This window comes from Geomonas ferrireducens, from assembly GCF_004917065.1.
Classification (GTDB): Bacteria; Desulfobacterota; Desulfuromonadia; order Geobacterales; family Geobacteraceae; genus Geomonas; species Geomonas ferrireducens.
Map to the genome: position 1 here is coordinate 1,344,132 of NZ_SSYA01000002.1, position 13,792 is coordinate 1,357,923.

Below are 13,792 nucleotides of genomic sequence, written 5' to 3' on the forward strand. Positions count from 1 at the left end.
CCTTGAGTGATTGGAATTTTCCAATCACAGAGTTTTCCAGAAGCGTTTCTTTTTTCAACTACAAAAAGGGAGGGAGCGAAGATCAGGCGAAAAGAAAGAGAGGAGTGCGACGTGGCAATTGGTGCGGCATGCGCGGGGCAGGAGCTTGGTGTGGCGTGAATCAGTGAGGCATAGACGGTGTGAGAAGGTCGGCCAACACCGCGGAGACTTCCGAGGCGCGGTAGGGTTTCGCCATGGTCGCCTTAAAGCCGAAAGCGGTGTAATCGGACATGATCGGGTCGTTGGAGTAGCCGCTTGAGACGATGAGGCAGGCATTCTTGTCGATCTCCAGGATGTGCCCGGCCGCCTCCTTCCCCCCCATTCCACCAGGTATGGTCAGATCCATGATCACCGCATCAAAGGGTGCTGCGTCCTCAATGGCGGCGGCGTACAGTTCCACAGCCTCGCTGCCGTTGCAGCAGGTACTGACCGTGCATCCCAATGCAGCAAGGATCTCGGCCATGAGATCGCGGATCATCTGCTCGTCATCCATCACCAGGACCTTGCGTGCCGCGTGCTGCAGCGTGGCCTTCTGCGCCTGTGTCGCTTCCGTCTTTGCCGCGGCCTCCATCCTGGCGGCCGGCAGCAGTATCTCCAGGGTGGTCCCCTGGTCCGGCTGCGAGTGCACCGTGATGTAACCACCATGCCTCGTAATTACCGAGTGGGCCGAGGAGAGCCCCAACCCCTTTCCTCCCGACTTCGTGGTGAAATAGGGATCGAAGATCCTCTTCTGGTCCTCAGCCGAGATGCCGCACCCGGTGTCGGTGAACAGAAGCTTGACGTAAGCCCCTGATGGAAGGGCGAAACGGTTTTCGTCGGCCAGGGAGATGTTCATGGCGCTCACGGTAAAGGTCCCCCCCCGCGGCATCGCCTGCACCGCGTTGATCGCGATGTTGTTGAAGACCTGGTGCATCTGCCCCTCGTCGACCTCTATCAGGTGCAGGTTGCCCGGAATATCCAGGACGCTCAGCACGCTCGTTCCACGCAGCGCGAGCGACACCGCCTCCTCGATCAGGTGCCTTGCGGCAACACACTTTTTGATCGGTTTCCCACCCTTGGCGAAGGTGAGTAGCTGGGTGGACAGTTCCGAGGCGCGCTGGCAAGCCTTCTCGGCCTGCTGGAGGAGCTTTTTCCCGCGCTCCGGCTCCTCGAGGGTCATCTGGGCGAGGGTGATGTTCCCCATGATGCCGGTCAGGATGTTGTTGAAGTCGTGGGCGATACCGCCAGCCAGCACCCCCAGCGATTCCAGCTTTTGCATCTTCAGGAGTTCCTGCTGCGACCTCTCCCGCTCCGTGATGTCGCTGTTGATCTCCATGATGCGCCACGGGCGGTTTTCCCTGTCGACCTGCAGGACCCATCTGCTATTGACGATGATACCGGCGCCCGCAGCCGTAGTGTGGGTGAGCCTTCCCTCCCAGCGCCCGTTGCGGCGCAGTTCCTCGTAGATCTCCTCCTGCGCTTTCGGGAAGCGGGTCGCCAAAAGCGGGTGGATCACCTTCCCGATCGCCTCTTCCGGCGCGTATCCGTAGATGGCCGCCGCTCTCTGGTTCCAGTACAGGATGGTTCCTTCCATATCGAGCAGAACGATGGCGTCGTGGGCAAGATCGAGCAGGTCGGACTTCTCCCGCAGCACATCTTCCTTCTTCATCCTTTCCTGCAGCTCGAAGCAAAGCGCCTCGGCCATCTCGTCGAAGCAAAGCCCAAGCCTCCCGAGTTCCCCCCCCCCTGCCTCCTGACCGACCCTGACCTCCAGGTCCCCGCCGGCCAGGGCGCGCGAGGCGTGCTCCAATGCGCTGATCCGGTTCACGATGAGCCGTTTGCTGAGCCAGATGTTGAGCACGAACACGGAGACGAGTATCAGGAACATGACCCCCAGGTTGAGGATGAGCTCCCGGTTCGCCCCCTCGAGCATGATGTCGACCGGCGTCCCCCCCCTGATGTAGGCGTAGGGGGGTAGCTCCGGTCTGAGCCGGATTTTGCGGTAGGCGGACAGACGATGGATGCCGTCGTTTGAGACGATGTCGATGATCCCCGTCTCCGGCCCGTTCTTCATCTTCTCGAAGTGGTTGGTCCGGTCCGGCTTGCCGACGAACTTCTCGGGATCGATGGTGCGGTAGAGAAAGGTACCTTTGTGGTCGAAGATGCCGAACGAGGTGCCTGCTGGCATTTTGGCCGCCTCCAGCAGGTTTCCGATGATGGTGAGGTCGATGCCGAAGAGGATCGCCCCATCAAAGGCGCCGGTCGCACCCTTGAGCGGGTAGGCGAAGTTGATGATAGGTTTTTTGCTGGCCCTCCCCACGGTGTACTCCCCGGGAGAGAAGCGGCCGCTGTCCCTGGCGTCCTTGAAGGCCTTCCTGTCCGCGAGGGAGACCGGTCTACCGCTCGGCAGCGCTGTCGCCCAGGTCACCCCCTGGCGATCCACGATCATTATGTTCGCGTACATCGGGAATTTTTTCTGCAGCCCGGCAAGCAGTTGGTCAACCGCGGCAGCATCTTTTGCGCGCACCTGCGGCATGAGGGACAGGAGCTCCATCATCTGCTCCGCCGCCTCGACCTTGCTGTTGAGCTCGGAGGCTATGTTGTCAAGGAGATAGGTGGTCGCACGGGTGGAGAGGCGCAGGTCGTCGGCGCGCCCCTGCAGCCCGGCATGGATGATCAGGGCGACCGAGGGGAGCGCCATGATCATCAACATGCACACAATCAGAAGATGAATCGGTAGTGATTTCAACCAATGCATTACAAGAATCCCACTATCAGAGGGCACAGATACACATCATATCCAGAATTAACGGATAAAAATAATAAGTGACCATGAGTTCAAAGTCAAAATTACTTTTCGGGATCTTTCGAATGCTCAGTGTCGAATTGGAACTCAGCCCACTGCGTAATGCCCTACGCGGGGGGGCAGGGTTGCCTAAGCCGGGCCTGTGCCTATACTTGCCGTGACCCGCTACGGCACAGCTGCCAAGGGAGGTATCGCATGCACCGCACCGCACGGAGCGCGCTTCTAACCGTCATCGTACTCTCGGCATTCGCCGCGAACGGATATGCACTGACCGGGCTCAACCAGTGCGGTCCCGGCATCGCCCCGCCACTCGGGCTGCGCTGCAGCCGGAACCAACTGCTGTTAGGGTACCGAAACGCAGCCGGGGCCTGCCTCTGGGTCTGCTGCACGCCCAACAGCGACGGCGGGACGTACGACTGCTCAGGCGACCCCGCCCCTTCCAACTACAAGATGGACCTACGCAAGGTTCAGCCCCGTCCCTGGAAGAATATCTTTAACGTCCCGCCTGTTTTTGAAAAAGAGGAGTGAGCTTCAGCTAAAATGGGTGCAGTAACATCCACATATAGGTCTGTATCTTCATGGTTGTTCCGTGATAAAATTTCCTTGTAGCAAAAGCGAATAGCGACGCAAACAAGCACCATGAACGGCGTAAGCCCGGAGGTGGATCATGAGATCCAGTACAAAAGACACAACAAAGGGTGCCTTGCACGAAGCAAAGGGTAAAGTAAAGGAAAGTATCGGCAGCACCTTCCGGAACGTTTCTCTGGAAGCCGAAGGCAAGGGCGAAAAAGTAGCCGGTAAAGTGCAGAAAAACATCGGCAAGGCAGAAAAGAACATAGAGGATGATCTGGACGTGGAAAGAAGCCGTAAAGGCAGGATCTAAGGCTTCTTGTTCAAGTCGGACGAAGAAAAGGGGACGCCGGGCGGCGCCCCCTTTTTTGTTAAGTCATTACGGGTTGGTAGACATCACGTTGCGGCGTTAGAGGCCGGGGAGCGGGGTTCCGCAGTAGGGGCAGACCGTACAGGAGGCGTCGACGTAACGCAGGCAGGGTTGGAAAACGCACTGTTTCGGCTGCCTCCCCGCTGGCGCTAAGGGCGCTAAGGGCGCTACGGGCGCTACGGAGGTAACGGGGACGACATGGACCGGCTCGCTCTGGGCGGCCTCTTTGAGGGGGATGCACTCCATCGCTTCTTCCATCTGGAGCCTGCGTTTCTCTACCTTCTTCGCTTTCTTCAACTTGCCGTTTTTCGACATTCTTCACTTCCATGGAGCGGACAGTAAAAAGGGGGTACCCAACGCGGGTAGCCCCTTTGCCGCTTGTAGCTGCAGGATTTCGGGAATCGGAGCTATATCAGACCCCGGAGCCGAATGCAAGCGTTACGTCCGAGATGAGGCGGTAGCCATTGCAGCAGACTACAGAAGCGTTGTCGCCGCCCGTTGAGGCTCCCGGTTCGCTATGCGGAACCGGCACACTGAAAGAACTTGCACCCGCCGCTGGGCCTGGTACTACGCGACGGCGCGGCGTTCCCACATGACTGGTCAATATCCCCCTGCATCCGGACCGTGAGTTACTGTAGCGGGGTGTGGCATGCCACAAAAGTGTTGCAAGCATGCTGTGGCATGCCACAGTTTCTCCTACATCATTAAAGAGCCCCCTTGCCGTGCGGGCACCTGAGTCCCGCACTGTAGTCCTATCAAGCTACCCCGCCCCGCGCGTCTCCCTGATGATGGAGCCGTCGCGCACCTCGAAGATCCGGTCGAACCCCTCCACCATGCGATGATCATGGGTCACCACGAGAATCGCGGAATGATTCTCAACCGCCAGGGACTTGAGCAGCGCCATGACGTTCTTCCCGTTCTCGGTATCGAGAGCGGCGGTAGGTTCGTCCGCGAGAATGACCCTCGGCTTGTTCGCCAGGGCTCTTGCGATGGCAACACGCTGGGCCTCGCCGCCTGAAAGCGCCATCGGGTAACTGCCGAGACGGTGCCCGAGGTTCAGGGACTTCAAAAGCTGCTCCGCCCTACCCTTCGCTTCGCCGCTCGGAAACTTGTTGATCTCGAGCGCTACCATGACGTTTTCCAGCGCGGTCAGGAATGGGATCAGGTTGTGCGCCTGGAAAATGAACCCGAGCTTTTCCCGGCGAATGCGCTTCAAGTCCAGCCCCGGCACCCAGCCGCCATCGGCAACGGTCACCCCGTCGACGATGATCCTGCCGTGCGTCGGCTCGTTGATGAGGCCGATGGCGGTCAAAAGGGTGGTCTTTCCCGAACCTGAAGGCCCGAGAATCGCCACAAGCTCCCCGGGACGGACCTGGAAGGAGGCCTGGGATATCGCGGTAACCGCGGTATCGCCCTTGCCGTAGATCTTCGTAACGTTGTCGACTTCGATTGCGTACATGCTCACCCACCAAGCGCTTCCGCAGGCTCGACCTTGAGCGCCTTGCGGATGCCGACGAAACTGGAAACCGTGCAGATAACCACGACGATGGCAAACAACACCTGCAGGTCGAACGCCTCAAGGACGATGCGTCGCGGGAATTTTTCGTAAGTAAGGGAGATCAGACCGTAGCCGACCGCGTAGGCGATCACGCCCATGAGAAGCGACTGCTGCAGGATCATCCCGACGATGATCCGGTTTTGCGATCCGATAAGTTTCAAGGTTGCGATGACCCTGATCTTGTCGAGGGTCGACGTGTAGATGATGAGCGAGATGATTACCGCCGAGATCACCAGCAGGATGACGCGGAAAAGCCCCAGCTGCATCCGGGCCTTCTCGATCATCCCCTTGGTGAGGATCTTGGTCTGTCCCTCCTCGGAGATGGCACGGAAGTGATTCCAACGCTCTATCCGCTGTTGCACCTCGTGCAGGCTAGCCCCTGGAGCGAGCCGGGCGACCACGGTGTTCACGGTATGGGTGGATTCGGTGAGCTCGCTTACGTTCTTCTGGACGAATTGCGCCTGGGCCTGAGTCAGGTTCTGCAACCTGTCCAGATCGGCCGCCACACGTTCTCTGTTGTTTCTTATGGCGTCGTTGTCCTTTTTGAACTGGATCTCCTGGGCATCGGCGAGGCTCACGTACGCAGCCGGATCGCCGCTTGAGGAGACAACTTTGCCGGTGATGCCCACCACGGTGTATTCATGGAGGCCGAGGCGGATCTTCTCGCCGAGCGCCATCTTCATCGCCTTGGCGACGACCATCTCGTAATGCTTCTGACGGATGTTGCGCCCGGCAAGGATCGCGGGGGGGCCGCCGATGCCGCCCAGATCGTAGCCGATCAGGAAAAAGCGGAAAGGATTCCCGGCCCGTTCGATCTGGATGGTCTGAAAGGAAAGCGGCGAGGCCTCCGCCACGCCGGGGACGGATTTGATGCGGTACTTTATGTCCTCGGGGATGCGGGAGCTCTCGGCGAAGGGACCGTTGGTGTCCTTCTGCACCACCCACAGGTCGGCCTTGGTGAAATGGAGCACGGCGAGGGCATCGGCGAAGAGACCGCGGTAAATCCCTCCCATGCTCATCACGACCCCGAGCAGCAGCCCGAGACCGATCGAGGTCAGGATGAAACGCCCCCGGTGAAAGCGTATGTCCCGGATCGCCAGGTTCATTGCGGCGTCACCTTCTGACCGTTGGCGAACTGCGCCATCTCCGGGGGAGGCGCCAAGGCGACCAGTTCGCGCCCGTCGAGCCCCGACACAATTTCAGAGAATCCCTTGCGGTCCTCGATACCCACCTTGACCGGTTTGAAGACGAGTCTGCCGTTGGCTATCACCCAGACGCCCCGCTTCTGTTCCCTGGAGACCAAGGTCGCGGAAGGGAGCGATACAGCGCCCTTCTTGTTTCCCGTGACGATGTAGACCTCGGATTGCTCGCCGAGACGGAAGCTCCGCCGCGCTTCGCAGAATGCCACGTCGACCTCGAGTTCTTCGGTCACGCGGTCGCTTTCCCGCCCAAGGCGCGCCACCTTCCCCTCACAGGGGTGACCGGCACTGGAGCGAAGCGTAATGAGGGCGCTGTTGCCGACGGCGATACCCTTCAGCAGCGCTTCGTCCACGTTCGCCTTCACCCAGACGGTCCCGGGATCGGCTATGGTGAAGATGGCCATCCCCGGGGTCACCGTGGCTCCTTTCTCGAGGTCCCTGGTGATGATGACGCCGTCTTGCGGAGCGTAGATCATGGTGTCGCCCACCTTGCTCCTGGCAAATCCGAGACCCGCCCGGTTTACCGACTGCTCCATCCGCGCCGATTCGAGTGCGGCGGTACTGCGGGCCACCTCCTCCCTGGCAACGAGGAAGGCATTCTCGTACTGTTCGGCCTCGAGCCTGGAAACCAGGTTCTTTTCGGCCAGCGCCTTGTAGCGTTGGGCATTCTTTTCCGCGAGGACCAGGTTTGCCTTCGCCTTCTTCAGCGTGGCCTGCTCCACGTCCAGGTTGGCCGCCGCCCGTTTAACGCCCGCCTCGGACTGGTTCTGCTGCTGCATGAAGTCACCGTCCTCAAGCCTCGCCAGCAGTTGTCCGCGCCGGACATGGTCGCCCTGGTCGACGAAGACCTCGACGATCCGGCCGGTAATCTTGCTGGAAACGGGGATGACGACCTTGGCCTCGACCGTGCCGTTGCCGTAGACCTCCTCCGTCAGATCACGCCTTTCAAGTTTCACGGCATGCACCTTACGAGGGGCGAGCAGCGTCAGTTTCAGCAGCACCACCGCTCCGGCCAGGAAGCCGACCCAGAGGAGGTACTTTTTCCTCGCGGCCAGTGTTTTCATCAGCGCCATATACCACTCCTTCTCGAAATTCTTCTCAGTCTTTACCTACCGCCCTGTCCAGACGCGCAAGGGCTATCTGATAATCGTAAAGGGCCTGGATCTGCGCCGTCCTCGCCTCGAGTGCCTGCGATTGCGCATCGGTCACCTCGATGATGTTCCCGACGCCTTCCTGATATCTCCCTTCAGCCAATGCTTTGCTCTCATCGGCCGCGGCAACCTCTTTTCCCGTCGATACCATGCGGGCACCGGCCTCCTTGACCCCGAGCCAAGCCGCTTCCACCTCCTTGGCGACCTGCAGCCGTTCGCCCTCCTGCTGGGCCGCGACGGCGCTTCTTAGCGCTACAGCCTCCTTGACCTGCTCCACGGTAGCGAATCCTGAGAAGAGCGGAACGGTCAGGTTTACGCCAACGCCCCACACGTTGCTGGAGGGTGGAAGGTCCCGATCCGCGTAGCCAAAACTTGCCGTCGCGGAGAGAACGGGAAGAAATCCGCTTTTCGCCGTTTTGAGGGAGGCCTGGGCGGAGTTTTCCAGTGCGCCCAAGCGCTTCAACTCGGGACGGTTGGCGAGGGCATCCCTTTGTGCCGCCGCCAGGTCCGGCGTCTCAGCCGTGGCGACCTGCGGAGCGGCCAGTTTGCGCTCTCCCAAGGAAGCAATGCCAAGGGCGTTGGCGAGTTCGACCTTGGCCAGGTCGCGGTTATTCTGTGCCCGAATCAGAGAGGTCTTCGCGGCGTAGAAGTTGGCCTCGGCCCGCGCCACATCCACCTTGGCCTTTAGCCCCTCTTTGAAAAATTCCTGTGCCTGCCTGAAGACCGCCTCGCGCGCGAGAACCGTTTCGTTCACCGCGTCAACCTGTTTCCCCGCCGCGAGCAGCAGGTAAAAACCGTTTCTTACCCGGAACAAGACATCCTGCCGCGTCACGGCAAGCGCATCGGAGGCGGCGGAGCGATTCCATCTGCCGGCCTCTACCGCCCCGGCCGTCCTGCCGAAATCGTAGATGGTCTGGCTGGCGGAGAGCGTGGCGGTGGTGACGTCCGACTCCAGGGTGCTTTGCTTCACCGGAAAATAGGACCGTCCCTTGCTCCAGTCCGAAGAAATCCTCACCTGGGGGTAATAGCCGACAAGGGCCTGGCCGGATCGTGCATCGGCACCGGCAAGGTTCGCCTTCGCCTCGAGGATTTGCGGGTGGTTTTTCAGTGCGGTGGCTACCGCCTCATCCAGGGAGAGCGGTTCTTCGGCATGGGCATGGGCCGTAAGGAAAAGCGCCGCCATAACGACTTGAAGGGAGAGAACTTTGAAACGCCGGCCTGGAGTGCGGCAGGCACTTGTTACCGCTATGGGAAAATCGAGGTGCATCCGGGCTGCCTTCCTTTTCCTACTGGTATTTGGTCAGCGAAGATATCGCCTGGTATGGAGGTGGGGAGCTACGAGGCGCAAGAGACATGCAAATATTCTGATATCAGCAAGTAAGGGAAGATTCAACAGAAATGTGGACGTCTGCTACCACAAGAAGCCTAAATGGGCGAAACGCTGATTAAAAAAAATGAAACGCGGCCGCACTTCAGTCCGGACGCGTTTCCAGGGGAATCCAGAACCGAGCCGCTGCCGGCCCGAGCCGCTATCCCGACAACGGCAGGCGAATCCGGATCTGGAAACCTTCCGGCACGTTGCAGGCCAGCACATCCCCGTGGTGCAGCTCTATGATCTTGCGCACTATCGACAGACCGAGACCGCTTCCCTCGCTGGTCGCATTGCGACCGCGGTAAAAGGGGGTGAAGATGGCTTCGAGATCATCCGGCTCCAGCGGGTCCGAGGTGTTCGTGACGATGATTTCGAGTTTCCCCGCTGCCCCTTGCGCCGCAACCTCCACGACGCCGCCTTGCGGGGTATAGCGCAAGGCATTTTCCATCACGTTGTTGAAGACGGAACGGAGCCCTTCGGCGTCACCGGCGGTCCGAAGCTTCTCGTCCAAATCCAGCCTGAGTTCAATCCCTTTGGCACGGGCCAAGGGGCCCAAAGCTGCGGCAACGCGTTTCATCAGCTCGGCGGGCATCACTTCATCCGAGGTGTTTGCGTGCTCCACGAGGTCGATCTTCGAGTATTCCAGTATCCGGCCGATCATCCGGTCCGCCTCCTCGATATCATCCCACATGGCGCCCAGCATCTGCCGCGCCTCCTCGGTGTCGCCGCGCTCCAACGCACCGCTCAGGCATTCACCGGCGATACGGATGCGAGTGAGCGGGCTGCGCAGCTCATGGGACATGTTGGCGGTCAGCTCCTTCCCCCCGCGGACCATCCGTTCCACCTTCTCGGCCATCAGGTTGAACGCCTCAGCCAGCCGCCTGCCGATGATGTGCTTTCCGGCCAGATGCGCCCGGGCCGAAAGATCTCCCCCGGCCATCCTCAGTGCGGCTGTTTCGAGCCGGTCGAGGGGCCTCGTTATCTTCAGCGAAATCGGAATGCCGAGCAGCGCCATGGAGACACCGATAAGGGCGAGCCCGACGCTGAACAGAGTATGATCGCCGTTGCCGCCAACCAGTAGATAGAGGGCGTACACCAGCGTCTCCGCGATGAGTATCGCGACGACCCAGTGGAGAATGACGAGTCCCCGTATCATTTTTCCACCTCGAACATGTAGCCTGAGCCCCAGACCGTTTTGATGCAACGTTTACCACCACTTAACGCTTCCGTCTTGACGCGCAGCCTGCTGATGTGGACGTCGATGCTGCGGTCGAATGGTCCGAAGTCCTTACCGCGGGCGTAATCGAGCAATTGGTCTCGCGTGAGGACCGTGCCCGCACGGGTCATGAGCGCTTCCAGCAGCTTGAACTCGGTGAGGGAAAGCTCCTGCTCCTTTCCTCCGGCACAGACGGTACGCCTTCTGCGGTCGAGGAGAAAACCTGCCACCTCGACCGTTTCCGCCGGGGGTGCGGATGTGACTGCATCGGTTCCGGAAGCGGTGCGGCGCAGCACGGCGTTTATCCTGGCGAGGAGCTCCCGCGGGTTGAAGGGCTTCGGTAGGTAGTCGTCAGCCCCTGCCTCAAGCCCCGAGATCCGGTCTTCATCCTCACCTCTGGCCGTAAGCATAACGACGGGGACCGCCGACTCCCTGCGTATCCTATCAAGCACCTGCAATCCGTTTTCACCCGGCATCATTACATCGAGAATTACCGCTGCAGGGGGAGCACTGACGATGGCCTCGACGACGTGGCTGCCATCGGGGAACTCGCGCACCTCGAAGCCGTTGTCGCGGAGAAACTTGGTCAGCAACAGCCGAAGTTTCGCGTCGTCGTCGACCAGGTAAAGCATCTTGTCGGATGACTTCATACGACCTCCTCCCTCTATATAAATAGTTGTAGCAGCCTCGAGAAGGCTTCCGTACAGCTATTTACATTTATTTTACATCTTCGAAAAAGTTTCCTTACATTTCCCGCCTATCTTGAGACAGCGAGGGGAAAGGGAAACCCTTTGCGTCGGCGGCACCAGCCCGGAAGAGTCCGTCACGGCACGGCAATATTAAAGAGCAACAAAACCTGAGAAAGAAAGGGAGGAATGGGTGATGAGTATCGAAGTGAGCGACGAGATCCGCAGGAACTTTCATCTGTTTTGGGACAATTTCCCGACTGCGGTAATCCTGGCTTATAAGGACAGAACCATAATCGAAGTGAACAGGACAGCCGAAGAACGCGGCTATCCGGTAGGAATTCGCTGCATCAGCATGGGAGAGGCGAAGCACCACGCCGGGTGCAAGCTGCACATCGCCCTGCGCGACAAGACGGCGGTGCGCGATGTCGCCTATTATGACTTTTTGGGCCAGGTAGCCGACAGCTACTGGATCCCGCTCGCCGGCGCCGAAGACTTCTACGTCCATTTCGCGACCGACATCACCGACTACGCAGCGGAACGCCTTTTCCCCGGAACCTGCACATCGGACTGCTCTTCCTGCTCCGGCGCTTAAGGGCGCGACTTACAGGATAGCCTCACGGCGGCCGTTCCCTCAAAGCTGAACCTCTCACTGACAGAAGCGTACCAATCGCAATATCTCCCGCCGTCTCCTTGCCGCAGCAAAAGCAGGGGACGGCGGGACGTTCCAACCGAAGATGAGTGGGCTCAACGGTCCAAGGAGCGCATCGCGATATCGACCAGGCGTTTGAATTCCGCGACTTCCACCTCCGACATATCGCGGGTCATCAGATCCACCACTTCGTCACTTTTTCTTTGCAGCAATTCCACGGTCGGAAGTGTCTTCTCGCTCAGAAAGATCTTTGACTGCCGCCGGTCCTGATCGCATGCCACGCGGTAGATGAGCCCGTCGCGCTCCATGCGGCTCAGCGTATTCGCCATGGTGGGCTGCTCGACCTGGATGTTTTTGCACAACTCGGCCTGTGTCTGCCCGCCTTCATCGTCCAGACAACAAAGCACCGGGAGTTGTCCCTGCGTAACGCCATGCGGCTTTGTCTGCTCGTTGACTTTCGCCATGAGCATCCTTGCCAGCCGGTTGATCTTGTAACAGAGATTTTTATCCACTACAGTCATTCTCCTTCAACCAGTCGCCCAATCGTCGTGAAAGCAGCGACGTGAGAGCAGCCGCCCAGTTCATCAAGTCTGACCGGGAAAAAGGCGTGCCGAAATCCTGCGCAAAACAAGGCCTGCGCCTCTTCTAACATGTCCCCGAACGTTTTCATAGACGATTTTTCACGTACCTGCCGACACTCATCGCTCCGGAGCTCTTGCCCTCGAAACAGGGGTGCGCTACGCATCGAACAGTCACCCCAAACTACAAAAGCGCTCCCGGTCCATACCGGGAGCGCTTCTGAAAGGTATGGTCAAGCGTCTCACACGCAGCCGTGAATGGCCTGCAGGATGTTCTTAGAGTGGGTCGGATGGACGTGGACCGTTGCGCCTACCTGCTGCAGGGTCAGGCCGTTTTCTACCGCCAGTGCCATTTCGTGGATCATTTCCGTCGCAGCCTCTCCGATGATGACCGCTCCGGCGATCTCCGAGGTATCCTCTTTGACGAAAAACTTCACGAACGCAGGGGCGACCTTGTCCACCACCGAGCGTCCATTAGGCACCTGCGGGAACGTGTAGGCTTTCACCCCGTTCCCTTCGCGCGAGGCCCCAACCGCGGCCACCTCGGGATGAGTGAAGGCAACCCGGGGCACAGCCTGCTGGTTCAGGGCGCGACGGCCTCCCTTTAAGAGGTTCTGAACCAACAGTTGTGCTTCCTTTTCTGCGGCATGGGCCAAGGTCAGTCCACCGGCCACATCGCCGACGGCGTAGATACCGGGGACCTCGGTTTCCATCAGCTCGTTGACCTTTATGGTGCCACCTTCCGTCAGGACTCCGGCAGCTTCAAAGTTCAGCCCCTCGATGTTGGCGCTGCGCCCGATGCCTACCAGTACCTTGTCGATGTCGTCGATGACCTCGCCGTTTTTAAATGCCACGCTGACCTTGCCGTCCTTGACGGTGATCCGCTCTATGGCCGTCCCCGTCTTTACCTTGATCCCTTGAGTTTCAAACGCAGTCTGCAGAGCCTTGCCGGCCTCAGCATCCTCCCTTGGCAGCAGCGATTCCATCGCCTCGACGATAATGACGTCACTTCCGAAAGTGTGGTAAAGAGTGGCGAACTCGCACCCGATTGCGCCACCTCCAACGATAAGGAGCTTGCCAGGCAGTTCCGTGTTGACCAGCATTTGGTCGCTGGAGAGGATGTGCTTCCCGTCGAATGGCGCGATGGAGAGTTCCTTAGGCCTGGAGCCGGTGGCGATGATGATAGTTTCACCACGAAGCGTTTTCCTGCTGCCGTCATTGCGGGTAACGGCGATCACGCGGTCCGATTCGAAAGCCCCCTTGCCGCGGAAACCGGTTATTCCGGCCTGGTCAAGCATCCCCTGCACCGCGCCGCGCAACATGGCAAGATCCCCATCGGTGACGGCGCGAATTTTTACCAGGTCGACCGGCCCCACCAGCAGGTCCAGTCCATACTTCGCAGCATCTTTGGCATATCGGTAGGCGGTAGCGGCCTTCAGCAGCGACTTGGTCGGCATGCAGCCGCGGTTCAGACAGGTGCCGCCGAAAGATTCCGGTTCCTCCTGAATCATCGCAACACTTTTTCCGGCCTTGCTCAACATGATCCCCGCGTTTATGCCGCCGGGCCCTCCGCCGATAATGACAACATCAAAGTCTTGCACGCATCCTCCCTTTTG

Annotated in this window: 12 protein-coding genes; 3 read left to right on the top strand and 9 right to left on the bottom strand. The window is 59.5% G+C overall.

Features of this window, described 5'->3' with window-relative positions; translation table 11 throughout:
- Nucleotides 1-160 precede the first annotated feature (160 nt).
- The gene (locus E8L22_RS14795) at nucleotides 161-2,731 is read right to left on the bottom strand and encodes a hybrid sensor histidine kinase/response regulator (protein WP_162604839.1); all 2,571 of its coding nucleotides are present in this window, start codon (nucleotides 2,729-2,731) and stop codon (nucleotides 161-163) included.
- Nucleotides 2,732-3,019: 288 nt separating this feature from the next.
- Between E8L22_RS14795 and E8L22_RS14800 the strand changes: the two genes are divergently transcribed.
- Nucleotides 3,020-3,352 carry a hypothetical protein gene (locus E8L22_RS14800; protein ID WP_136525888.1) on the top strand — a complete coding sequence of 111 codons (333 nt, stop codon included), beginning with the start codon at nucleotides 3,020-3,022 and terminating at the stop codon, nucleotides 3,350-3,352.
- 139 nt (nucleotides 3,353-3,491) lie between these two features.
- Nucleotides 3,492-3,707: a CsbD family protein gene (locus tag E8L22_RS14805; RefSeq protein ID WP_136525889.1), complete on the top strand. Its 216-nt coding sequence runs from the start codon at nucleotides 3,492-3,494 to the stop codon at nucleotides 3,705-3,707.
- Between the two features lie 817 nt (nucleotides 3,708-4,524).
- Here the strand turns inward: E8L22_RS14805 and E8L22_RS14815 are convergent.
- From E8L22_RS14815 to E8L22_RS14840, 6 genes are all read right to left on the bottom strand, one after another.
- Complete coding sequence (locus E8L22_RS14815; protein ID WP_136525891.1) at nucleotides 4,525-5,223, bottom strand: ABC transporter ATP-binding protein; 699 nt, start codon at nucleotides 5,221-5,223, stop codon at nucleotides 4,525-4,527.
- 2 nt (nucleotides 5,224-5,225) lie between these two features.
- A complete protein-coding gene (locus E8L22_RS14820; protein WP_136525892.1) occupies nucleotides 5,226-6,428 on the bottom strand; it encodes an ABC transporter permease in 1,203 nt (400 codons plus the stop codon).
- Nucleotides 6,425-7,594 (bottom strand): efflux RND transporter periplasmic adaptor subunit, encoded by a 1,170-nt coding sequence (locus E8L22_RS14825; RefSeq protein WP_136525893.1) that lies wholly within the window; start codon nucleotides 7,592-7,594, stop codon nucleotides 6,425-6,427. The genes E8L22_RS14820 and E8L22_RS14825 overlap by 4 nt, the downstream gene beginning before the upstream one ends.
- A 25-nt stretch (nucleotides 7,595-7,619) precedes the next feature.
- On the bottom strand, nucleotides 7,620-8,855 hold the full coding sequence (locus E8L22_RS14830) for a TolC family protein (protein WP_136525894.1): 1,236 nt from the start codon (nucleotides 8,853-8,855) through the stop codon (nucleotides 7,620-7,622).
- Between the two features lie 346 nt (nucleotides 8,856-9,201).
- The gene (locus tag E8L22_RS14835) at nucleotides 9,202-10,200 is read right to left on the bottom strand and encodes a sensor histidine kinase (RefSeq protein WP_136525895.1); all 999 of its coding nucleotides are present in this window, start codon (nucleotides 10,198-10,200) and stop codon (nucleotides 9,202-9,204) included.
- Nucleotides 10,197-10,910 (bottom strand): response regulator, encoded by a 714-nt coding sequence (locus E8L22_RS14840; RefSeq protein ID WP_136525896.1) that lies wholly within the window; start codon nucleotides 10,908-10,910, stop codon nucleotides 10,197-10,199. The genes E8L22_RS14835 and E8L22_RS14840 overlap by 4 nt, the downstream gene beginning before the upstream one ends.
- 232 nt (nucleotides 10,911-11,142) lie before the next feature.
- Here E8L22_RS14840 and E8L22_RS14845 point away from each other — a divergent pair, with 232 nt between their 5' ends.
- On the top strand, nucleotides 11,143-11,541 hold the full coding sequence (locus E8L22_RS14845) for a hypothetical protein (RefSeq protein ID WP_198420165.1): 399 nt from the start codon (nucleotides 11,143-11,145) through the stop codon (nucleotides 11,539-11,541).
- Between the two features lie 152 nt (nucleotides 11,542-11,693).
- Here E8L22_RS14845 and E8L22_RS14850 read toward each other — a convergent pair whose 3' ends face one another.
- Together E8L22_RS14850 and lpdA are read right to left on the bottom strand one after the other, a co-directional pair.
- A complete protein-coding gene (locus E8L22_RS14850; protein ID WP_136525898.1) occupies nucleotides 11,694-12,110 on the bottom strand; it encodes a MarR family winged helix-turn-helix transcriptional regulator in 417 nt (138 codons plus the stop codon).
- A 308-nt stretch (nucleotides 12,111-12,418) separates the two neighbouring features.
- Nucleotides 12,419-13,777 (bottom strand): dihydrolipoyl dehydrogenase, encoded by a 1,359-nt coding sequence (gene lpdA, locus E8L22_RS14855; RefSeq protein ID WP_136525899.1) that lies wholly within the window; start codon nucleotides 13,775-13,777, stop codon nucleotides 12,419-12,421.
- Between the last annotated feature and the right edge of the window lie 15 nt (nucleotides 13,778-13,792).